Origin of the sequence: Campylobacter sp. BCW_6468 (assembly GCF_001762865.1) — a bacterium.
Classification (GTDB): domain Bacteria; phylum Campylobacterota; class Campylobacteria; order Campylobacterales; family Campylobacteraceae; genus Campylobacter_D; species Campylobacter_D jejuni.
On the sequence record NZ_MJXQ01000019.1, the window covers coordinates 95,369 to 116,989 of the forward strand.

Consider the following 21,621-nt stretch of genomic DNA (forward strand, 5'->3'; position numbering starts at 1 on the left):
ACTTTAAAGCTTTTTATCTCCTATAAAATATCCATAAAGCTCATAGCTTCCATCTTTTTTCATCAAAATTACAGGATATTTTTCACTATAACCTTGTTCCATTCCTGGGCTTCCTTGCGGCATGCCAGGAGCTGAAATTCCTATAACATCTTTAGGTTTGTTTTCAAGCAACCATGCTATAGCACTTTCAGGAACATGCCCTTCAATAGCATAGCCTTCGATCACACCCGTATGGCAACCTTGATACTCATCTTTTATACCCATTTTTTCTTTGATTTTAAGAAAATCATTGGTTTTGTGAACACTAACCTCATAACCCTTAGCTTTCATATAATCAGCCCAAAGATCACAACAGCCACAAGTAGGACTTTCATAAACTTGTATTTCCTTAGCTTGCGTAAGAGTGAGTAAAAAAAGAATGGTTAAAATTATTTTTTTCATAATTGCTATCCTAAGTAAAAAATATATAATAATACTTTTATAAAGTTAATACCATCACATTTTTAACACTAAAAATGAATTTACAAAAATTTAATCAAGAAAAAGATTTTTAATGAGTGCTGATTTTGTCTTTACGGTAAAGATATAAAAGATAAAACGATTTAAAAAACTAGAAATTTTTAACTTAAAAAGCTTAAAATTTAGATATACTTTATACTTACTATGTTTTTTCATAGTATGTTCTAATAGTGGATTTCCACTAAGAGTGAAAACTCAAGGCGGATTTTTATTTGCAATATTTACTTAATAGAATAATTATGATCAGCTGTTCCTCCACATAAATACCCCTTCTTATCAAAACTTGCAATTTCGCAAGAAAGAGTAGAGAGCTTAGCTCTTTTACCATCACTAGTTAATATAAGAACTGTCTTATAATAAACATATTTGCTTTTATCTAAATATTCTTTTTGTATTATAGCTTGAGTTGAATTATATTCTTTTGGATCAACTTTTGCAACAATATCTGCTTCATAAAAAGTTGCCTTTTTAAAAAGTGGCTGATCTATAATTGGTTTGATACTCTCTTGGAAATATTTGTTTTGCATTTCGCTTGCTGAAACTGGAACTAAATTTTTTTATTAATAACTATCAAATCTGCAAATGCTGACACATTTAAAGCAACTAAAGCTGCTAAAGCTAATTTTTTCATTTTAATCTCCTTGAATTGAATTTTGTATATTTTAATTATTTTTCAAATCTTTTGCAAGATAATTTTTAAATTTATCTAAATTAAATTTGCATTTTATCTAACAATCATAAGAAATTTTAAAATGAAATAAAAATTTATGAGAAATCAACTCTTGTTTGAAAATGATAAAAGTAAGTGGTGCGGATGAAAGGACTTGAACCTTCACGCATTGCTGCACCAGATCCTAAGTCTGGCGTGTCTGCCAATTTCACCACATCCGCAAAGTGGTACGCCCAAGAGGATTCGAACCTCTGACCTACGGCTTAGAAGGCCGTTGCTCTATCCAGCTGAGCTATGAACGCATATAAAATCTTGGTGGTGCGCCCGATAGGAATCGAACCCATAACCTACAGATCCGAAGTCTGTCGCTCTATCCAGTTGAGCTACGAGCGCTAGTGGGGTGAGTGATGGGAATTGAACCCACGACCCTCAGGACCACAATCTGATGCTCTAACCGACTGAGCTACACTCACCATTTTGTATAAATTTATAAAAAATGGTCGGGGTGAAAGGATTCGAACCTTCGGCCCCTTGGTCCCAAACCAAGTGCGCTAACCAGACTGCGCTACACCCCGAATAAATAAAAGGAAATATTTTATCACAAAATAATTTTAAAGTCAAGGATTTTCATCTCTTAGTCTTAAAAAAACTGGAAAGCGAGGTAAGGAATTTTTGGTCAATCCATTAAATTTATAAGTCACAATACTACCAATTTTTGGAGGATTTTTTCTATCTTCATCTTTTAAACCACTGCCTATTTTAATGATTTGTCCATTAGGCATTTTACAAAGTAAGGCACCTACTTGATTTTCAAATTTACCCTTGCCCTTGCGAAATCCTACTAACTCACACTCTGCATCATCATAGGGTTTTAATTTCATAGCATTTTTACTTCTGCCTTTTTCATAAGGACTTAAATTTTTGCGTATGACAATACCTTCACCTTGATTTTTTATAATGCTTTCGTAAAATTGATTTAAATTATTTTGATTTTCAACTGGAATTTGAGGAATAATTTTTATATAGGCACTAGGATATTTTTGCAAATACTCTTCTAAAACAGCCAAACGATTTTTAAGAGTACAAGTAGAAATTTGAAATTCTTCGCAAGCATTTGGCACATCAAAAATATTATAAGTTACTTCCTTCCATAAGGTCAAATTACTATCGCCACTACGAATTAAAGCTGAAATTTCATCAAATTTATTTCTTGCTATCCAAAGCTCACCATCAATAGCAAAAGGAGGGAAATTTTTTGTAAAAAAGTCAGGAGTTTTTATTTTGTAATTTTGGCGAGTTTTTAGATATTTCCCATCCCAAATTCCACGCACTCCATCAAGTTTTTCGCTCATCAAATAAGCATTAAAATCTTTAGAGTTAAAATCTTGCTTATCGAATTTGCTAAGAAGTAAAATTTCATTAGCAAAAACTAAACAAGCACAACATATTAAAAAAACAAACCTCATCAAAGCAGATTAATCATATATCCAGTTGCATCTTTTTGAATATTATAATTATAAGTTCCATCAAGATATATTACAAGTCGATAATATCCTTTATGAGATCCAAAGTCTATGCGTTTAAAAATAGAATTGCTAAGGCGTATGTTTTTTGTAGGGCTAATCATTTTAGATCTAAAATCTATAACGATTTTACTTGGATTTCCTACTGAAAAATCTGTAATCATTTCATCACTAGTGTTAAGTTTTATTTTATTTTTATAAACCGCATAAGAAATAAAATCATAAATCTTTGCAACCTGTAAAGGTATTTCAACATTGGCTGTTGAGTTTGATTCTTGTTTGGAGCTATTTTTTTCAGGTATAGTAACTGAAACATCGAGTACTTTTGAAGGATCAGGACTTTTAAATCTTGATATAGTATAAGTATCGTGCCAATCAATACTTTTATTGACATCTAAATCGATCTTATCTTCACTTCCGTCTAAATTGATATAATTAAAAGTGATGCTTTTTAAAATTCTTGCACTAGAATTAAATTTAACTTCCTCTTTTTGAAATTCAGGTGGAGCAACCAAGGTTATATTTTGATCTGTCTTAAAAGGATTTTCATCAGCATATAAAAGAGAGGTAAAAATAAAAAATATTGCCAAAATTCTAGTTTTCATTTGGGTATAATCCTTTTAATTCAAAATAATCTTTTTGTGCTTTAGCATTTTGTTCTTTGAGCAAAATAATCTTTTTATTAAGCTCTTCTTTGGTATTTTCTAAGCTTAATAAAGTATCTAAAGAATACTGCCCAAAAAACATATTGCCAAAATAAATCGCTCCAATTACAACAAGAAAAGCCCAAAAAATCATTTTTATAACATGGGTATAAAAACTTTTTTTTCTTGTGCTTTCGTCGTATTCTTTAAGTAAATCGCTCAGAGCTTTTCTCCTAAGTATTCATCGCTTTCAAGTTCAATTTCAAGCAAGCGATTGTATTTTGCGGTTCTTTCACCTCTTGCTAGGGCTCCTGTTTTGATTTGTCCTGTATTTAAAGCCACAGCAAAATCCGCTATAAAAGCATCTTCACTTTCGCCGCTTCTATGACTCATCACACATTTATAGTTATTTCTTTGCGCTAAACGCACAGTTCTCATAGTTTGGGTAATAGTTCCGATTTGATTTGGTTTAATAAGCACAGCATTTGCCATTTTTTTGATGATGCCTTCTCTTAAAATATCTTCATTAGTTACAAACAAATCATCGCCTACAAGCTGAATTTTATTGCCCAATTTTTCAGTAAGCTTAATCCAACCTTCAAAGTCATTTTCAGCTAAGCCATCTTCGATACTGCAAATTGGATATTTTGCACAAAGTTCTACATAGCGTTCGATCAAATCCTCGCTTGAAAAAGCCTTGCCTTCCATGTGATATTTGCCATCTTTGAAAAATTCTGTACTTGCCACATCAAGAGCGATTTTTACACGATTTTCATAACCTGCTTTTTTGATACAAGTCATTAAAAGATCGATAGGTTCTGTGTTGTTAGCTAAATTTGGAGCAAAACCGCCTTCATCACCTAAAGCCGTAGAATGTTCAGAATTTGCGAGTTCTTTTTTTAATATCGCATAAATTTCACAAACTGAACGCAAAGCTTCTTTAAAGCTAGTAAAACCAAAAGGCATGATCATAAATTCTTGAAAATCTACATTGTTGTTTGCATGAGCACCGCCATTTATGATATTACACATTGGCACGGGTAAAATGCTCGCATTTGCACCACCTAAGTAGCGATATAAAGGCATTCCCAAAGCAGCTGCAGCCGCACGAGCTGTTGCCATAGATACGCCTAAAGTCGCATTTGCACCTAAATTTGAGTAATTATTTGTTCCATCAAGCTCACGCAAAGTATCATCAAGTTGAGTTTGATTAAAAGCATCTAGTCCTAAAATTTCATCTGCAATGGTCTCATTGACATTTGCAACAGCTTTTAAAACGCCTTTTCCGCCAAATCTTTCATCATTATCACGCAATTCTAAGGCTTCTTTTGAACCTGTACTTGCACCACTTGGAACTATGGCCGCACCTACACTTCCATCGCTTAGCGTAACTTCGGCTTTTACGGTTGGATTTCCTCTACTATCAAGAACTTCATAGGCTCTAACATCTTCAATTACTAACATTATTCTTCTCCTTCGTCATCTTCGCTACCGCTGATCATACCTTCTATTCCCATAGAATTTTGAATTGCTTTTGTGATTTCATCTGCAATTTCAGGGTTTTCTTTTAAGAAAGCTTTTGAATTTTCTCTACCTTGTCCAAGTTTTTTATCTTTATAAGAAAACCACGCACCACTTTTATCTACGATATCAAGTTTTACACCATAATCGATCAATTCACCTTCACGGCTTAAACCCTCTCCAAACATCACATCAAATTCAGCTTGTCTGAATGGAGGAGCAACTTTATTTTTAACTACTTTTACTTTAACGCGGTTTCCTATAGGTTCTTCGTTTTGTTTTAAGGTTGCTACTTTTCTAACATCTAAACGCACAGAAGCATAGAATTTTAATGCATTTCCACCTGTTGTAGTTTCAGGAGTGCCATAACCCATAGCACCGATTTTCATACGAATTTGGTTGATAAAAATTACTGTGGTATTCATTTTATGAACTATACCTGTAAGTTTTCTTAGAGCTTGAGACATAAGTCTTGCTTGAAGTCCTACATGTTGATCGCCCATATCGCCTTCAATTTCTGCTTTTGGAGTAAGTGCTGCAACGCTATCTACTACGATAAGATCTACTGCGCCACTTCTTGCTATAGTTTCTACAATTTCTAAGGCTTGTTCTCCAAAATCAGGCTGAGAAACATACAAATCATCTGTATTTACACCCAAATTTTTAGCATATTTTACATCAAGCGCATGTTCTGCATCGATAAAAGCACAAACTCCACCTGCTTTTTGGCATTCTGCGATAATATGTAAAGTTAGAGTGGTTTTACCTGAACTTTCAGGTCCATAAATTTCTATAATTCTTCCTTTTGGAACACCGCCTATACCTAAAGCAAGATCAAGCCCAACTGAACCTGTGCCTATGCTATCGATTTGCTCGACTTCTTTATCCCCTAGTCTTAAAATAGTGCCTTTTCCAAAGGTTTTATCTAAACTTTTTAGGGCAGCGTCTAGAGATTTTCTTTTATTATCATCCATAACTTTCCTTAAAAATTCTAAATTTTTAGTTAGAATTCTAACAAAATAAAATTAAATAATGATTTATTTTGCTAGAATTAAAGCAAAGATTTACAAGGAAGTATAGATGAAAAAAATTACTATTGCACATTCTCCTGATGCTGATGATATTTTTATGTATATGGCAATTAAATTTGGGTGGATAGGGAATGATTTTGCTTATGAAAATACAGCTTTAGATATACAAACTTTAAATGAATTTGCCTTGAAAAATGAATTTGATGCTACGGCTATTTCTTTTGGGCTTTATCCTTTAATCGCTTCTGAGTATGCACTTTTACGCACAGCAGTGAGTTTTGGTGAAGGTTATGGGCCAAAACTCATCAAGAAAAAAGACACGCATTTAAAAAGAAATTTTAAAGTCGCTTTGAGTGGAGCAAATACCACCAATGCTTTGATTTTTCGCATGAAATATCCTGAAGCAAGAATTATTTATAAGAATTTTTTAGACATTGAAAATGCGGTTTTAAGTGGCGAAGTAGATGCGGGAGTTTTGATCCATGAAAGCATTTTAGATTTTGATCAAAGTCTTTACGTGGAAGCAGAACTTTGGGATATATGGCTTGAATTTGCTAAAGAAAATTTGCCTTTGCCTTTAGGTGGAATGGCTTTGCGTCGTTCTTTACCTTTAAGCGACGCGATTAAGATCGAAAGAGATTTAACCAATGCTGTAAAAATTGCCGATGCAAATCGTAAAATTTTAGCCCCTATGCTTATGGAAAGAAAACTTATCCGTGTTGATGAAGAAAAACTTGATACTTATCTTAATTTATATGCCAATAAAAACTCTATTAGCATGAATCAAACTCAACTTTTAGCTGTAGATACGCTTTTTAAACTAGGATATGATTATAAATTTTATGATAAAATCATACATGTAAATGATTATCTTATCCCTAGCGAATACGAAGAAGCTAGAAATTCTTAAAAAGGATAAAAATGGACGAAAGTACCTTAGTTGCTCTTGGAGTGCAAACCTTTAAAATCACACTTTTACTTTCCTTGCCTATGCTTTTGGCAGGACTTATTGCAGGGCTTGTGATCAGTATTTTTCAAGCAACTACACAGATTAATGAAATGACACTTTCTTTTGTTCCTAAAATCATCTTGGTTGTAGTTATTTTAATCTTTTTAATGCCTTGGATGACTACAACTATGATTGATTTTACTGAGAATATACTAAATCAAATTCCAACTTTTATCAAATGATCATTGATTTTAAAAAATACTCTTCTGTGTGTATAGGAAATGAATTTGAAGTTTTAGTTTTGGATCAAATTTGTGATTTTGATGGTTTTTTAATAGGTGGTGCAAATAACCTTTTAATTAGCCCAAAACCTAAAAATATAGGAATTTTAGGAGATGGTTTTGATTTTATACAAATTTTAGATCAAAATAAAGATTTTATACATCTTCGCATAGGCTGCAAAACAAAATCAAGCAAAATATATCGCTTTGCTAAAGAAAATAATCTTAAGGGTTTTGAGTATTTAAGCAAAATTCCTGGCACACTTGGTGGTCTTTTGAAAATGAATGCAGGGCTTAAAGGAGAGTGTATCAGTCAAAATTTAATCAAAATTGCTACTTCTCAAGGCGAAATTCTAAGAGAAAATATAAATTTTGATTATCGTTTTTGTCCTTTAAATATGCCTTTTTTTTGGGCTGAATTTAAACTAAATTTTGGCTTTGATACCCTTAAAGATGAAGCTTTAAAAAATGCAAGAAGCAACCAACCTAATGGAGCAAGCTTTGGCTCTATCTTTAAAAATCCAAAAAACGACTTTGCAGGACGTTTAATCGAAGCTGTAGGACTTAAAGGATTTAACAAGGGAGATGCTATGTTAAGCGATAAACACGCAAATTTTTTAATCAATAAAAAAAATGCAAGTTTTGAAGATGCGTTTTTTCTTATCGAATTAGCTAGAAAAAAAGTCTTTGAAGAATTTGGCATAAACTTAGAAAATGAAGTGATTATTATCTAAAAATTTTTCAATATATCTTTAAATTAATTGATAGTTAATTTTAATTTTTTTATTTCATTATCTATAACACTAGCTAACATTTTTGGCATTTGATTTACAATATCTTGATAATTTTGTTTTGCATCTTGATCTTTTAATGTCAAATTTAATTCTGCATTTTTTGCTACAAGAATTTTTCCATTGCTTGTAGAAATAATTTTAAAATTAACATTAGCCACACCCTCTTTACTAGTTGTGATAAAATAATTTGTAATATTTACATAAAAATCTTGCAAATTTACCACCACAACATAATCTGTAAATTTAGCATACATTTTAGCCTTATCTTTTTCTTGTGTTAAAAAAGGACTTACATTTATAAGTTTTGCATCCTTAGGGCTAAAATATGACAAAGTTTTAGGACTTTGATAAATACCATTTGCAGCAGAATTAACCCAATTAAGCTTTAAACTTTGAATCAAATTTTTAGTAAATAATGTAGAAAATTCCTTATCACTCACCCTAAAACCATCTAAAAAATAACCAAAATTTTTCCTAGAAGTTAATACAATGGCAAAATCAATATCTTTATCTTTGGTGATTTGCGATTTTTTTTCAATCAAGGTAGAACTATCAAACAATGCTTTTTGTTGATTTAGATTTGGATTTGCAACATTTTGATTTAGATCTATTACTTCAAAACTATCTGCGCTTTTTTCAATTTTAATAACTTTTTTCTGAGAAAAATTATTCGCTAAAAGATTAGAACTTAAAACTAAACTTAAAAACAAAATGAAACAATACCTCATCTTCATCCTTATAAACTATTTAAATATAAAATTATACTCTTTATTTTATAAAAAATCTTGTAAAAAATTCCTAGATGAAACACAAATAAAAGGACTGGATTTATAATTTAAAGGGCTATATAAAATGTATTTTTTAGAAAAATCTCCCATAAATCCTCCATTTTGATTAATCAAAAAATCTCCTGCTACAATATCCCAAATATTAAGCTTTTCAAATCTTTTATAAACTCCTGCCCTAGCCTCTAAAATAGCACAAAATTTCAATCCAGAGCCTATATTAATAGCTTCTAATTGATGCTCTTTTGCAAAGTCTTCATCTTCTTTGCTAAGATGATTAACACTCAATAAGGCTTTATATTTATTTTTCTCGTATTCTTGCTGGTCAATTTGCAAAGGTTTATCGTTTTTATAAACCTTGGTTTTTGCATGAGCATAGAATATATCACCTTTTGATGGATTTTGTATGAGTGATAAAACAGGGCGATTGTCATGAACCAAACTTATCATAACGCAAAATTCATCACTGCCTTTTAAAAAACCACTTGTTCCATCAAGAGGATCGATAAGCCAAAAAGTTTTTAATTCTTCACACTCTTCTTTGCTGAGTAATTTTTCTTCTGATAGAATTTTAATATCCGTAGAACCCAAAATATCATTTAGAATTTTATTAGAAGCAAGATCTGCTGATGTAAGCGGGCTTTTATCTTCTTTTTCCCAAGTTTTGAAATTTTTTCTCTCTTCTAAAATAGCTTTAGAAGCTTGATTGCTAGCATTTATAGCAATTTCTAAAAATTTATCAAGATTAAGCATGATTATAAACTTTCTATAAGATTTTTTAAAATTATACAAGAAGATTTTGTGGAATTTTTAATTTCCACAAAAATTTTAATTAAATTTTACTAGTTTCACCCAAATAAAGTTGTCTTGGACGGACTATTTTAAGACTTTCTTGCTCTTTTTGTTCTATCCACTGAGCTATCCATCCTGGGGTGCGCCCTATAACAAATAAAGTAGCAAACATTTCATTTGGAATACCTAAGGCTTTTAAAATAAGTCCACTATGAAAATCAACATTCGGATATAACCCTCTTTGAACAAAATAATCATCGCTTAAAGCAATCTCTTCTATACGCGTTGCTACTTTAATAAGATTGGTATCAATACCCAACTCATCAATAAGTTGATCACGAAGTTTTTTAAGTACTTTTGCTCTAGGATCAAAATTTTTATAAACCCTATGCCCAAAGCCCATCAAGCGGAAAGGATCGTTTTTATCCTTAGCTCTTTTGATGAATTCATCTACCCTATCAACACTACCTATTTGCTCAAGCATTCTAATAACACCTTCATTAGCTCCACCATGTGCATGACCCCAAAGCGCACCAATACCTGCTGCTATACAGGCATAAGGATGAGCGTGAGTTGAACCCACAGCACGAACTGTTGAAGTTGAAGCATTTTGCTCATGATCTGCATGAAGCATAAAAACTGTATCAAGTGCTTTTACTTCTATAGGTTTAAGCTCTACATGATCGTAAGGATAGGTTCTTAACATATATAAGAAATTTTCTGTAAAACCACGATCTAAATTTGGATAAGCCATAGGAAAGCCGTGTTTATATCTATAAGCAGTGGCCACTATAGTAGGGATTTTAGCTACTATTCTAGCTGCCATTTCCATATATTCTTCTTTTACATTCATGTTTAAATGATCAGGATAAAAAGCACTAAGCGATGAAACAGCACCTTGTAAAACTGCCATAGGATGAGCATTATCAGGGAAAGAATCAAAAAGACGATGCATACCTTCATGGATAAAAGAACGCTTTTTCATTTCATAACGAAATGCTTCAAGACGCGTAGCATCAGGTAATTCTTTATAAAGTAAAAGATGAACCACATCTAAATAAAGTTTGTTTTCAGCAAGCCACTCTATAGGATAGCCACGGTGCATTAAAATTCCGTTTTCTCCATCAATATAAGTGATTTTTGATTTACAAGTAGCTGTAGAAGTTAAGCCCTCATCATAAGAAAACATTCCTGTTTGTTTATAAAAACTTGACATATCTACAACGCTTGGCCCAGTTGTACCATCATATATAGGAAATTCATAGCTTTTTCCATTTCTATTATCGGTTATAGTAACGGAATTTGACATTTTCGCTCCTTTTATTGTTACTTTTATTAATTCTAACAAAAAAGGGCGATTATGAGTTTTTTTATTATTAAATTTTTAAGATTTTGTTTGCTTTTTTGAGTAAAAAAGTAACTTTCATTTTTTAGAATTAGAAAGAAATTTGATCATACTCATAACAATAATAGCCTCAAACAACGCTGTTAAAATAAGTGCTGAATAAAGCTTCTCATCAATAACCTTGCCCGAATAACCCAAAGTAGCTGTTGCTATAAGCAAGGTTAAAGGCATAGAATGACTAAGACCAAATAAAATCATATTTTTAAAACCAATTCTTTTTAAAAAAACACTTGCACATAAAATTCTTAAACCCACCATAACAAACATAAGTAAAAATGCTTGTAAAACGATTTTATAATCTAAAATCATTTTAAGATCAAAGGTTGAACCTATATGGATAAAAAAAATAGGGATCAAAAACCCATGTCCAAAAGTAGAAAGCTTATGCTCAAGATCTTTTTTATGATCAAAAAAAGTAGCTATAAATGAGCCTGCTATAAAAGAACCAAGAACGATTTCAAGTTTTGTAATAACCATAGCAACAATGATCAGTATAAAAATGGCCATACAAAATCTTATATCTTTTTCATTTTTATCCTCCCATGGCATAAGCACAACTTTAAGCTGAGGATACCACCAAAAAAGCACACCAAGCATTTTAAATCCGAGCAAACAAAGTCCCAAAAAGATATTAAGATATAAAATACTTTGCGCTACATCAATAATACCTGTTCCTTCGCGCAAAAAAGCTCCCGCTATAGTCAAAAGCACAATAGAAATCACCTCAGCTAAAGTAGCCACTATCATAGCAATATTTAGCCAATAACACTCTTTTCCAAAATCCTTAAAAAGCAAAGATAAAAGCCCTACACTCATCACAGGTATAATGATAACAAATACTAAAGAAAGTCCAAAAATCCATACTATAAGAGAAGATAAAGCGTAAAGTAAAAAAATATAAAAAAAACTTTTTTTGGCGACTTCTTTATCCATATTAAAAAAGGCTCTTAAATTTACTTCCATACCTGCTATAAACATTAGATAATAAAAACCTACATTTGCTAAAAGTGCAAAATTTTCACTTTTTCCTATGAAACCAAAATATGCTATTATTGCCCCTAAAATAATTTCAGTAGCTGAAAGAGGCAAGCGTAAAATTTTTGCAATATGCGGAGAAAAAAGTAAGCATAAAGCTATAACAATAAGAATTTTTAGATCAATTAAACCTTGTGGATCAATGACACTCTGATGCAAAAGTAAATCCCATTTCTTTTAATTTTATTATATCTTGACTTGGTTCTTCACCTTTAGTGGTTAAATAATCCCCTATAACAATAGCCCCAGCACCTGCTTGAAAAATTTCATACTGCCTTTCTCGCAACACCACTTCACGCCCACCTGCTACCATTACCACGCTTTGCGGTAAAGCCTCTTTGGTATCACGAACAATTTTTAAGGCTTCATCAGCATTAAGTCTTGGAACTTGTAGTTTTAAATTTTCATTTGCTATAAAAAAATTAATAGGCGTTGAAAAAGGCTGTAATTCTTGCAAAGATTTTCTAAAACTTAGTCTATCTTCTTCACTCTCACCCATACCATAAATTCCACCACAACAAAGCATAAGTCCTGCTTCTTTAGCATTTAAATTGGTTTGAAATCTACTTTCCCAAGTATGAGTGGTGCAAATTTGTGGAAAAAATTCCTTAGAACTTTCAAGATTGTGATTATAAGAAAAAATTCCTGCTTTTTTAAGTTCTTTGAGTTGTTCCACGCTTGCCATACCATTACAGGCAATTAAAAGCAAATTAGGCACTTCTTTTTGCACAGCCTTAGCAGCCTCACAAACATACTCAAGCTTTTCATCATCAAGCCCAAGTCCTGCTGTAACCAAACAAAAACCCAAGGCTTCATTTTTCTTTGCCATTTTCGCTTCTAAAACGATTTGTGAAAGTTCTTTACGACGATATTTTTGAATATCTGTTTTTACATGGGCACTTTGGGTGCAGTATTTACAGTCTTCTGAACAATTTCCACTCGCTATATTTGAAATAGCACAAAGCATGATTTGCATTCTAATCCTTCATTTCTTTTTTGATTTTGCACTTTAAGCATTCTAAGAATGTACCTTTTTTAAGCTCTTTTATCACTAAAGTTTCGCCACACTCTTCGCATTTTTCTTCACTTGGTTTGTATTTGCTTATAAAATTGCATTTTGGATAAGCACTACAACCATAAAATTTACCGCGTTTTGAAAAGCGTTCTACGATTTCACCTTTTTGACAACTTGGACAAGTAATGCCTGTACCATTAGCTTTAGCTTTTGCGGCTGTATTTTCGCTTTCGTTTTTGCTTTCACTTTTTAAATTTCTTGAATACTTGCATTTTGGGAAATTTAAACACGCTACAAATTCTCCAAAACGCCCTTTTCTAATAGCAAGCTCTCCGCCACAATCAGGACAACTTTCGCCTAGTTTTGTGACAGTTTTTTGACTAGCTATTTTTGTTTTTCCTTCTTCGATTTTTCTCATAAAAGGATAGTAAAATTCTTTTAAAGTTTCTTGCCAATCTGCCTTATCTTCTGCGATTTCATCTAGGGTATTTTCAAGGTTTGAAGTAAATTTACTATCTACTATATCGCTAAAATTTTTCTCAAGCACTTCGGTTACATTAAAAGCAACATCGCTAGGAATGAGTTGTTTTTTATCTATTGTTACATAATCACGGCTTGTAAGTATAGAAATGGTTGGTGCATAAGTAGAAGGGCGACCTATGCCTAAACTTTCAAGTTTTTTTACAAGTCCTGCTTCTGAATACCTTGAAGGTGGTTCGGTAAAATGTGAGTTCATTTCTAAATTTTGCACTTTTAAATTTTGGCCTATTTTAAAATTTGGCAAAATTTTATCCTTATCCATATCACCATAAACTTTATAATATCCATCAAAAAGGATTTTTCTACCGCTTATTTTAAAAACTGCTCTATCATTTTTTACAAATACATTTTGAGTTTGAGAGATAGCAGGACTCATCTGACAGGCTAAAAAGCGATTGTAAATAAGTGTGTAAAGTTTTAACTCATCTTTGTCTAAAAATTTAGCCGCAATTTCTGGAGTAAAACTTAAATTTGTAGGGCGTATAGCTTCATGAGCTTCTTGAGCGCCTTTAGTCTTTGTAGTATATACATTTGCTTTGCTTGGAAGATAGTCTTTGCCAAAATTTGCTTGTATGAATTTTCTTGCATTTTCTACTGCTTCTTTGGCTAAATTTAAACTATCGGTTCTCATATAAGTAATAACCCCCATCACGCCTTCATGGGTATTTACTCCTTCATAGAGCTTTTGAGCTATCATCATGGTTTTTTTAGGGTTAAAACCAAGGCGATTGCTGGCACTTTGTTGTAAAGTTGAAGTCATAAAAGGAGGAGGCGGAGCGATTTTTCTTTCTTTGCTTTCAATGTCACTTATACTATAAACTTCATTTTTACAAGCTTCTAGTATAAGTTTAGCACGATCTTTGTTGGTAATGGTAAGTTTTTCTATCTTGGCTTTATCAAACTCAACTAGTTCTGCATCTAAATCTTTTTGAAAAATCATATCAATACTAAAGTATTCTAGGGGTACAAAGGCACGAATTTCTTTTTCACGATCGACTATGATCTTTAAAGCCGCACTTTGAACACGCCCAGCACTAAGTCCTCTTTGAATTTTTTGTCCTAATAAAGGGCTGAGCTTATACCCTACAATGCGATCTAAAAGACGTCTGGTTTGCTGAGCATTTACAGAGTGCATGTTTAATTTTCTTGGATTTTTTAAAGCATTTTCTATAGCGCTTTTAGTGATTTCATGAAAAACAATGCGTGGTAAGGTGTTTTCATCTTTTCCTATAGCTTTTGCAATATGATAGGCTATAGCCTCTCCTTCTCTATCTTCATCCGTTGCAAGATAGACTTCTTTGGCATCTTTGGCTTTGCTTTTAAGTTCTTTAACTAAGGCGCTATGATCACTTGTGATTCTATACTCAGGGATAAATTCATCATCTTCTATTTTAATCCCAAAGCTTGATTTAGGCAAATCTCTAATATGTCCTTTAGAAGCGATAACTTCATAATCTTTTCCCAAAAAATTTCCTATGGTTTTAGCTTTTGCAGGAGATTCTACTATGATTAAATTTTTCTTCATTTTGCACCCTTGTTAAATAAAAAGCTGAATTTAGCTAAAAATATTTAAAATTCTACTTATAAAATATATTTTAATCAAGCTAAAATATTTTAAAAACAAAACTATCATAACAAAATAAATAAAATATAATTTTAAGTAATTTTAAATACAAACCATAATTTTTGGAGTATAATAAAATAAAAAAGGTAAAAATTATGAATGACAAAACTTATAAATTTCATCCAAATGACACAAAAATGGATAAAAAAATAATTCAAATTACTGAAAAGTCCGGATTTAAAGCAGCTGTGTTTTCTATGGCTGCTATGACTATGCTAGGAAGCGTGGTCATTTCATCTGCTCTGCCTGCTATCAACAGACATTTTGAAGAACTTTTAACCCAAAGTGGCGCTACTCTTGCTTCAAGTTTCACATTAGCTCATCTTGATATACTTGTTCGCTTAGTTTTAACCATCCCTGCTATTTTTGTTGTCATTTTATCTCCATTTGCTGGTATTTTAATGGATAAATTTGGCAAATTAAAATTCATTCTTCCAGCTATGGTGGTTTGGACTATTTCTGGGATAAGTGGCTTTTTCTTAAATGATATTTATGCTATACTGACTTCAAGAGCTATTTTTGGTATGGCAACTGCTTTTATAATGACAGGCGCTTCGGCTTTGCTTGGGGATTATTATAGTCGTGGTGGCTTTAATCGCAGAGAAAATGCTTTAAGCCTTCAAGGATTTTTTTGTGCGATAGGGGGTGCTGTTTTTATTTCTATTGCGGGATTTGTTTCAAGTTATTCTTGGCGTTATCCTTTTTTGGTATATGGACTTGGAATTTTAATTACCTTAATGGCTATCATTTATCTTTTTGAACCTAGAAAATTTAAATTCTATAATCATACAAAAATAGAAACAAAAACAAATTATTGGCAATTTTTCCCTATCTATTTTATAGGTTTTTTTATCATGGTAGTTTATTATATTTCGCCAACTCAACTTCCTTACTATATAGAAGAACATTTGGGATTGGATCCTAAATATATAGGTATTTCGATGTCTGTATCTGCACTATGTTATGGTTTTTTCTCTCTAAGCTATAGATATATTATAAAATTCTTAAGTATTAAAACTATCTATGTTTTAACTCTTTTTATCGTATCTTGTTCTTTTTTGCTGCTTTTTTTAGCAGATAGCTTTTTCACAGTTTTAATCGCTTTAGCTTTGCTTGGAATGGGTGGAGGTATTATGCTTGTAAATAATACGGCTTATCTTTTTTCAATCTGTCCTGAAAATGCTCGCTCTAGGGCTTATGGAATTTTAGCAAGTTGTATATTTTTAGGACAATTTTTAAGTCCTATTATCTCTCAACCTATCGTTAGACAAATGGGTCTTGTAGATGCTTTTTTAATATGGTCAATAGTAATTTTTATAGTGTGCATTGTGTTTTTATTTTTAAAGCAAAAACCTAGAATAAATTAGCAAGAAAAATCTTGCTAATTTTATTTATTACAAACCTACCGCACTTAAAGTTTGGTATTTACTCATATAAATTTGAGCTTCAATTTTTCTCATCGTATCAAGTGCTACTTGAACTACAATAAGTACAGAAGTACCGCCAAAATGAAAAGGTACACCCATAAATTTCACCAAAACCCAAGGTAAGGTTGCAACAAGCCCTAAATAAATAGAACCTGATAAAGTTAAACGAGAAGCCACTTCGTTAAGATAACTTGAAGTTCCTTCACCTGGACGAATTCCAGGGATAAAACCGCCTTGTTTTTTCAAATTTTCTGCTATGTCTTTAGCGTTAAATACGATAGAAGCATAAAAATAAGCAAAGAAAATTACAAACAAGAAAGTTAGAATATGAAACAAATAACCATTTGGATTTAAAAAGTCATTAATGGCTTGTAGATAAGGATTTGTACTAGTTTGTAAAATTGTTGTTGGAAACATCAAAATCGCACTAGCAAAAATCGGTGGAATAACCCCACTAAGATTGAGTTTAATAGGAATATAATTCATAATGCGTTTGTTTTGATTTTGCATTACAACTTTACGAGAATAAGAAATAGGAATTCTTCTTTCTCCAAGTTCTATATAAATAATCACCCCTATGGTGATTAAAATCAAAGCAAAAATTGCAAAAGCGGTTAAGAAATTCATCTCGCCTGAATTGATTTGTCCTACAGTTCCTGAAATCGCTCTTGGAATACCTGAAACAATACCTGCAAAAATGATTAAAGAAATACCATTTCCTATACCTCTTTGTGTGATTTGTTCGCCAAGCCACATTAAAAGCATAGTTCCAGCAAGCATAGAAATAGCACAAAGTGCGATAAACATATTTAAATCTTCCACCATTATAGCCCCTGCACCACCACGACCGTGCAAGCTTTGCAAACCTATAGCAACGCCTATACTTTGAACCAAAGTAATCACAATAGTCGCATAACGGATAATTTGCATATATTTTTGCATACTATCACGCTCTTTTTTCATCTTACCAATATTTGGAAAAGTTGCTGCAAGAAGCTCCATAATAATAGAAGCAGTGATATAAGGCATAATACCTAAAGAAATGATAGAAAAGCGTTCAGCCGCTCCACCACTAAAAACATTAAATAAACCCAAAGCATTGTTTTGATTGTTATTAAAAAATTCCGCAATCACATCAGCATTGACGCCAGGAACTGGCACATAAGCCAGAACCCTATAAGCAAATAAAAATGCTAAGGTGATTAAAATCTTATTCGTCAATGCTCTATTCATTATTTTGATCCGGTGACGCTAATATTCTCGTCTTTGATTTTTGATACTAAGTCTTTTGCACTTGCACCAATTAATTTGATTTTATTCACAGATTTTGAAATTTTGTGAACACTTTTAATGCTCTCAAATGTAATTTCACTAAGCTCTTTTACAGCTGTGATTTTTTCAACATTGATCACATAAGGTTTTTGAATTTTAGAAGTAAAACCTACTTTTGGTAGTCTTCTTTGAAGTGGTTGTTGACCCCCTTCAAAACCTCTTTTTTCATTATAACCTTTTCTAGCAGTTTGACCTTTACCCCCTTTAGTAGCAGTCTTACCCATGCCAGAACCTTGACCACGGCCAATTCTTTTAGTTTTATGCGTTGAACCCGCTGCTTTTGTTAAATTCATCTTCTTATCCTTTTAACATTGTTAAAGCTTTGATTGTAGCACGAACCACATTAGCTGAATTATTTGAACCCAAAGACTTGGTTAAGATGTCTTTAATACCTGCAAGTTCCACGATAGGGCGTGTAGAACCACCTGCAATAACTCCTGTACCTTCACTAGCTGGTTTAAGTAAAATTCTACTTGCGTTATATTTTACCTCTACATCGTGAGCGATAGTTGAGCCTTTAGTTTTAACTTCAACGATATTTTTAAACGCATCGTCAACAGCTTTACGGATGGCATCTGGAACTTCCTTAGCCTTACCATAACCAACACCTACTAAACCTTTGCGGTTTCCAACGATAACTAAAGCAGTAAATCTAAATCTTCTACCACCTTTAACAACCTTAGTAACTCTGCCGATATCGACGATTACTTCTTCAAATTCTTCTCTATTATATTTTTCCATCGATTTACCCCTTATAGCCTAATGCCATTTTCTCTTAAAGATTCAGCCAATGCTGCGATAACACCATGATATACATAACCATTTCTATCAAAAACAGCTTGTTCTATCTTTTTAGCTTTTAAAGTTTTAGCAAATTCAGCAGCGATTTTTTTAGCACCTTCTTTATTTGCTTTAACGCCAAGTTTGCGTCCATCAACTGCTGCTAAAGTTACAGCTTTTACATCATCAATCGCTTGGATATATAGAGTTCTGTTTGATTTAAATACAGAAATTCTTGGAAAATTTTCACAACCTGAAATTTTCGCTCTAATTCTTTTTTTTCTTTTGATTCTTAAAGTTAGTTTTCTTTTTAATACATTTGCTCTCATATTCTACCCTTACTTCTTAGATGTCTTACCAGCTTTGCGGATAATGCGTTCATCAGAATACTTAACGCCTTTTCCTTTATATGGCTCTGGTGGTCTAAATTCACGAATTTGAGCAGCAACTTGACCTACAACTTGTTTATCACTTCCTTTAACTGCAATAGTATTTTTATCCACTACAATTTCAATTCCTTCTGGAATATCATAATTAATAGGATGGGAAAAACCAAGGCTTAGTTCTAAAACTTTACCTTTTAAAGCTGCTTTATAACCAACTCCATTGATTTCAAGAGTTTTTGAAAAACCTTGAGTTAAACCTACAACGATATTGTAAGCTAAAGCTCTGTAAGTTCCCCAATAAGCTCTACTTTGTCTGTCTTCACCTTTTGGAGAAAAAAGAATATTATTATCTTTAATCTCAACATTTACATTTGCTTTAGTATCAAGTTCTTTTGCTAAATTTCCTTTTTTAAATTTAAGCAAATTTCCTTCTAATTTTACTTCTACTCCTGCTGGAATAGCAATCGGTTGTTTACCTATACGAGACATATTTTTCCTTTTTATTTGTCTAGGATATTTCTACTTTTTTAAAAGAATGGATACCCAATGCCATAAAAAGCAGATTTTTTACCAAATGGTACATAAAATTTCGCCGCCAACACCTGCTTTATAAGCTTCATCATTAGCTAAAACGCCATGACTTGTGCTAACTACGATAGTACCATAACCATTTTTAAAACGCTTGATTTCATCTTTACCTTTATAAACACGACGACCAGGCTTAGAAATTCTTTTAAGCTCATTGATAACACTCTTACCTTTTTCATCGTATTTTAAAACTACATTGATAAATTTCTTTTTATCTTCTTCAATAACATTAAAACTCTCAATATAGCCCTTAGCTTGAAAAATTCCAACTAAAGCTTCTACAACTTTAGAATGTAAAAGCTTGGTTGTTTCAAGCTTTCTCATTCCTGCATTTCTGATACGAGTGAGTGAATCTGAAATAATATCATTTATCATATTTTATCCTTACCAACTTGCTTTCTTAAGACCTGGAATCAAACCTTCGTTGCCCATTTTTCTTAAGCAAACTCTGCAAATTCCAAAATCTCTATAAACCGAATGCGGACGCCCACAAATTTGGCATCTTGTATAAGCTCTAACTTTAAATTTAGGCTTGCGTGCCGCTTTTGCAATCATTGATTTTTTAGCCATCTTACTTTCCTTTTGTAAATGGCACACCGATAAGTTCTAATAACTTTTGTGCCTGTTTGTCATTTTGTGCTGTTGTAACTATAGAAATGTTCATACCATGAGTTCTTAAAATTTTATCATACTCCACTTCTGGGAACATCAACTGCTCATCAAGACCGAAGTTATAGTTTCCGCGTCCATCAAAACCATCTCTACTTAAACCTCTAAAGTCTTTCACCCTTGGCAAAGCAATAGAAATTAATTTATCAAGAAAAGCATACATATTTTCTTTTCTTAAAGTTACCATTACACCCACAGGAAAACCTTCGCGAACTTTAAATCCTGCAACTGATTTTTTAGCTTTAGTAATCACAGCCTTTTGTCCTGCAATTAAAGAAATAGTATCTGCAACATTTTGCAATACTTTTTGATCTTTAGCCAACTCACCAGCACCTACGCTGATAACTACTTTTTCGATCACAGGGATAAGCATAGGATTTTTAATATCAAATTCTTTAACCAATGCAGGTTTAATGCTTTGATTATATTTTTCTTTTAATCTCATCATCGCTTACTCCTGAACTTTTGCCACATTGGAAATATCCATTGGCATTTCTTTATTGATAAAACCACCATTTGGGTTTTTCTCACTCGGCTTAATAGCTTTTTTAGCGATTTTACATCCTTCAACTACCACTTTAAGTGTTTTTGGATATACCGCTAAAACTTTACCTGTTTTACCTTTATCATCGCCTGTGATAACCTTAACGCTATCACCTTTTTTGATTTTTAATTTAACCGCCATTATAATACCTCCGGTGCTAGTGAAACGATTTTCATAAAGCCACCATATCTAACTTCTCTGCCCACTGGCCCAAAGATACGAGTTCCGATAGGCTCTCTTTTGTTGTCAAGAATAACCGCAGCATTTTCATCAAAACGAATCAAAGAACCATTATCTCTATGAATTTCTTTTTTAGTTCTAACGATAACCGCTTTTACCACTTGACCTTTTTTAACTTTTCCATTTGGTAAAGCTTTTTTAACAGATGCAACGATTACATCACCTACGGTAGCGTATCTTCTTTTGCTACCCCCTAAAACCTTGATACACATTAATTCTTTTGCACCGCTATTATCAGCAACTGCAAGTCTTGTAAAACTTTGAATCATTACTCAACTCCTGTAGCTAATACAGATTTTAAGCGAAATGATTTTCTTTTTGAAAGTGGTCTGCATTCTACTGCAACAACAGTATCACCCACTTTAACTTCATTTCTCTCATCATGAATTAGATATTTTTTAAAGCGTTTAACAATTTTTCTATATCTTGGATGAACCACTTTTCTTTCAACCAAAACACTTGCGGTTTTTTCACCAGCGATTTTAACAACAACGCCTTGAATTTCTCTTTTAAATGCCATTTTCTAT

28 protein-coding genes, 5 tRNA genes and 1 pseudogene are annotated in these 21,621 nt (G+C 32.4%); 4 read left to right on the plus strand and 30 right to left on the minus strand.

Annotation, left to right across the window (positions count from 1 at the left end; translation table 11 throughout):
* Nucleotides 1-3: 3 nt before the first annotated feature.
* The 13 genes and pseudogenes from AJ889_RS01545 to recA all read right to left on the minus strand — a co-directional run bounded on the left by AJ889_RS01545 (nucleotide 4) and on the right by recA (nucleotide 5,851).
* Nucleotides 4-441, minus strand: coding sequence for a DUF411 domain-containing protein (locus tag AJ889_RS01545; protein ID WP_002867532.1), 438 nt, complete (start codon nucleotides 439-441; stop codon nucleotides 4-6).
* A 90-nt stretch (nucleotides 442-531) separates the two neighbouring features.
* Nucleotides 532-675 carry a hypothetical protein gene (locus tag AJ889_RS09485; protein ID WP_009883136.1) on the minus strand — a complete coding sequence of 48 codons (144 nt, stop codon included), beginning with the start codon at nucleotides 673-675 and terminating at the stop codon, nucleotides 532-534.
* 65 nt (nucleotides 676-740) lie between these two features.
* Nucleotides 741-1,150, minus strand: a pseudogene (locus AJ889_RS01555) (hypothetical protein).
* Between the two features lie 175 nt (nucleotides 1,151-1,325).
* Nucleotides 1,326-1,410 (minus strand) — tRNA-Leu (locus tag AJ889_RS01560).
* 4 nt (nucleotides 1,411-1,414) lie between these two features.
* Nucleotides 1,415-1,491, minus strand: a tRNA-Arg gene (locus tag AJ889_RS01565).
* A 14-nt stretch (nucleotides 1,492-1,505) separates the two neighbouring features.
* Nucleotides 1,506-1,582, minus strand: a tRNA-Arg gene (locus AJ889_RS01570).
* Between the two features lie 3 nt (nucleotides 1,583-1,585).
* Nucleotides 1,586-1,662 (minus strand) — tRNA-His (locus AJ889_RS01575).
* Between the two features lie 24 nt (nucleotides 1,663-1,686).
* Nucleotides 1,687-1,764: transfer RNA gene (locus AJ889_RS01580), tRNA-Pro, on the minus strand.
* 42 nt (nucleotides 1,765-1,806) lie between these two features.
* Entirely contained in the window at nucleotides 1,807-2,655 is an 849-nt protein-coding gene (locus AJ889_RS01585; RefSeq protein WP_002860115.1) for a DNA ligase, read from the minus strand.
* Entirely contained in the window at nucleotides 2,655-3,317 is a 663-nt protein-coding gene (gene cgpA / locus AJ889_RS01590; RefSeq protein WP_002851387.1) for a glycoprotein CgpA, read from the minus strand. The genes AJ889_RS01585 and cgpA overlap by 1 nt, the downstream gene beginning before the upstream one ends.
* Entirely contained in the window at nucleotides 3,307-3,510 is a 204-nt protein-coding gene (locus AJ889_RS01595; RefSeq protein ID WP_002839177.1) for a hypothetical protein, read from the minus strand. Before AJ889_RS01595 ends, cgpA begins: the two co-directional genes overlap by 11 nt.
* A gap of 65 nt (nucleotides 3,511-3,575) precedes the next feature.
* A complete protein-coding gene (gene eno, locus AJ889_RS01600) occupies nucleotides 3,576-4,820 on the minus strand; it encodes a phosphopyruvate hydratase (protein WP_032584515.1) in 1,245 nt (414 codons plus the stop codon).
* On the minus strand, nucleotides 4,820-5,851 hold the full coding sequence (recA, locus tag AJ889_RS01605; protein WP_002851424.1) for a recombinase RecA: 1,032 nt from the start codon (nucleotides 5,849-5,851) through the stop codon (nucleotides 4,820-4,822). Before recA ends, eno begins: the two co-directional genes overlap by 1 nt.
* Nucleotides 5,852-5,957: 106 nt before the next feature.
* On the opposite strand from recA, the gene AJ889_RS01610 reads away from it, so the two are divergent.
* The 3 genes from AJ889_RS01610 to AJ889_RS01620 are packed head-to-tail and all read left to right on the plus strand — an operon-like array spanning nucleotide 5,958 to nucleotide 7,872.
* Nucleotides 5,958-6,818, plus strand: a complete 861-nt coding sequence (locus AJ889_RS01610; RefSeq protein ID WP_032584517.1) for a menaquinone biosynthesis family protein — start codon at nucleotides 5,958-5,960, stop codon at nucleotides 6,816-6,818.
* A gap of 11 nt (nucleotides 6,819-6,829) precedes the next feature.
* Nucleotides 6,830-7,099, plus strand: coding sequence for a flagellar biosynthesis protein FliQ (fliQ, locus tag AJ889_RS01615; RefSeq protein ID WP_002851290.1), 270 nt, complete (start codon nucleotides 6,830-6,832; stop codon nucleotides 7,097-7,099).
* Complete coding sequence (locus AJ889_RS01620; RefSeq protein WP_032584519.1) at nucleotides 7,096-7,872, plus strand: UDP-N-acetylmuramate dehydrogenase; 777 nt, start codon at nucleotides 7,096-7,098, stop codon at nucleotides 7,870-7,872. The genes fliQ and AJ889_RS01620 overlap by 4 nt, the downstream gene beginning before the upstream one ends.
* 23 nt (nucleotides 7,873-7,895) lie before the next feature.
* Here AJ889_RS01620 and AJ889_RS01625 read toward each other — a convergent pair whose 3' ends face one another.
* The 6 genes from AJ889_RS01625 to topA all read right to left on the minus strand — a co-directional run bounded on the left by AJ889_RS01625 (nucleotide 7,896) and on the right by topA (nucleotide 15,029).
* A complete protein-coding gene (locus AJ889_RS01625) occupies nucleotides 7,896-8,666 on the minus strand; it encodes a hypothetical protein (RefSeq protein WP_074484720.1) in 771 nt (256 codons plus the stop codon).
* Nucleotides 8,667-8,705: 39 nt separating this feature from the next.
* Nucleotides 8,706-9,470, minus strand: coding sequence for a 3'(2'),5'-bisphosphate nucleotidase CysQ (locus AJ889_RS01630; RefSeq protein ID WP_002851337.1), 765 nt, complete (start codon nucleotides 9,468-9,470; stop codon nucleotides 8,706-8,708).
* A gap of 79 nt (nucleotides 9,471-9,549) precedes the next feature.
* Complete coding sequence (locus AJ889_RS01635) at nucleotides 9,550-10,818, minus strand: citrate synthase (protein ID WP_002851494.1); 1,269 nt, start codon at nucleotides 10,816-10,818, stop codon at nucleotides 9,550-9,552.
* A gap of 114 nt (nucleotides 10,819-10,932) precedes the next feature.
* Nucleotides 10,933-12,108: a cation:proton antiporter gene (locus AJ889_RS01640; protein ID WP_002892047.1), complete on the minus strand. Its 1,176-nt coding sequence runs from the start codon at nucleotides 12,106-12,108 to the stop codon at nucleotides 10,933-10,935.
* A complete protein-coding gene (locus AJ889_RS01645; protein ID WP_002873256.1) occupies nucleotides 12,089-12,925 on the minus strand; it encodes a biotin synthase in 837 nt (278 codons plus the stop codon). Before AJ889_RS01645 ends, AJ889_RS01640 begins: the two co-directional genes overlap by 20 nt.
* Before the next feature lies 1 nt (nucleotide 12,926).
* Nucleotides 12,927-15,029: a type I DNA topoisomerase gene (gene topA / locus AJ889_RS01650; RefSeq protein WP_002867521.1), complete on the minus strand. Its 2,103-nt coding sequence runs from the start codon at nucleotides 15,027-15,029 to the stop codon at nucleotides 12,927-12,929.
* Between the two features lie 194 nt (nucleotides 15,030-15,223).
* On the opposite strand from topA, the gene AJ889_RS01655 reads away from it, so the two are divergent.
* Entirely contained in the window at nucleotides 15,224-16,495 is a 1,272-nt protein-coding gene (locus AJ889_RS01655; RefSeq protein ID WP_002934799.1) for an MFS transporter, read from the plus strand.
* Between the two features lie 27 nt (nucleotides 16,496-16,522).
* Here the strand turns inward: AJ889_RS01655 and secY are convergent, their stop codons facing one another.
* The 11 genes from secY to rpsQ all read right to left on the minus strand — a co-directional run bounded on the left by secY (nucleotide 16,523) and on the right by rpsQ (nucleotide 21,614).
* Nucleotides 16,523-17,788: a preprotein translocase subunit SecY gene (gene secY, locus AJ889_RS01660; RefSeq protein ID WP_032584524.1), complete on the minus strand. Its 1,266-nt coding sequence runs from the start codon at nucleotides 17,786-17,788 to the stop codon at nucleotides 16,523-16,525.
* The gene (gene rplO / locus AJ889_RS01665) at nucleotides 17,788-18,180 is read right to left on the minus strand and encodes a 50S ribosomal protein L15 (protein WP_002851292.1); all 393 of its coding nucleotides are present in this window, start codon (nucleotides 18,178-18,180) and stop codon (nucleotides 17,788-17,790) included. The genes secY and rplO overlap by 1 nt, the downstream gene beginning before the upstream one ends.
* A gap of 4 nt (nucleotides 18,181-18,184) precedes the next feature.
* Nucleotides 18,185-18,628 carry a 30S ribosomal protein S5 gene (gene rpsE / locus AJ889_RS01670; RefSeq protein ID WP_002779428.1) on the minus strand — a complete coding sequence of 148 codons (444 nt, stop codon included), beginning with the start codon at nucleotides 18,626-18,628 and terminating at the stop codon, nucleotides 18,185-18,187.
* 11 nt (nucleotides 18,629-18,639) lie between these two features.
* Nucleotides 18,640-18,996 carry a 50S ribosomal protein L18 gene (gene rplR, locus AJ889_RS01675; RefSeq protein WP_002785535.1) on the minus strand — a complete coding sequence of 119 codons (357 nt, stop codon included), beginning with the start codon at nucleotides 18,994-18,996 and terminating at the stop codon, nucleotides 18,640-18,642.
* Nucleotides 18,997-19,005: 9 nt separating this feature from the next.
* On the minus strand, nucleotides 19,006-19,542 hold the full coding sequence (gene rplF, locus AJ889_RS01680; RefSeq protein WP_002851302.1) for a 50S ribosomal protein L6: 537 nt from the start codon (nucleotides 19,540-19,542) through the stop codon (nucleotides 19,006-19,008).
* A gap of 78 nt (nucleotides 19,543-19,620) precedes the next feature.
* Nucleotides 19,621-20,016 (minus strand): 30S ribosomal protein S8, encoded by a 396-nt coding sequence (gene rpsH, locus AJ889_RS01685; RefSeq protein ID WP_002851353.1) that lies wholly within the window; start codon nucleotides 20,014-20,016, stop codon nucleotides 19,621-19,623.
* A 9-nt stretch (nucleotides 20,017-20,025) separates the two neighbouring features.
* Nucleotides 20,026-20,211: a type Z 30S ribosomal protein S14 gene (locus AJ889_RS01690; RefSeq protein WP_002851478.1), complete on the minus strand. Its 186-nt coding sequence runs from the start codon at nucleotides 20,209-20,211 to the stop codon at nucleotides 20,026-20,028.
* 1 nt (nucleotide 20,212) lies between these two features.
* The gene (rplE, locus tag AJ889_RS01695) at nucleotides 20,213-20,758 is read right to left on the minus strand and encodes a 50S ribosomal protein L5 (RefSeq protein WP_002851453.1); all 546 of its coding nucleotides are present in this window, start codon (nucleotides 20,756-20,758) and stop codon (nucleotides 20,213-20,215) included.
* 3 nt (nucleotides 20,759-20,761) lie between these two features.
* Nucleotides 20,762-20,995 carry a 50S ribosomal protein L24 gene (gene rplX / locus AJ889_RS01700; protein WP_002779437.1) on the minus strand — a complete coding sequence of 78 codons (234 nt, stop codon included), beginning with the start codon at nucleotides 20,993-20,995 and terminating at the stop codon, nucleotides 20,762-20,764.
* Complete coding sequence (rplN, locus tag AJ889_RS01705; RefSeq protein WP_002779438.1) at nucleotides 20,995-21,363, minus strand: 50S ribosomal protein L14; 369 nt, start codon at nucleotides 21,361-21,363, stop codon at nucleotides 20,995-20,997. The genes rplX and rplN overlap by 1 nt, the downstream gene beginning before the upstream one ends.
* Entirely contained in the window at nucleotides 21,363-21,614 is a 252-nt protein-coding gene (rpsQ, locus tag AJ889_RS01710; protein ID WP_002851549.1) for a 30S ribosomal protein S17, read from the minus strand. Before rpsQ ends, rplN begins: the two co-directional genes overlap by 1 nt.
* Between the last annotated feature and the right edge of the window lie 7 nt (nucleotides 21,615-21,621).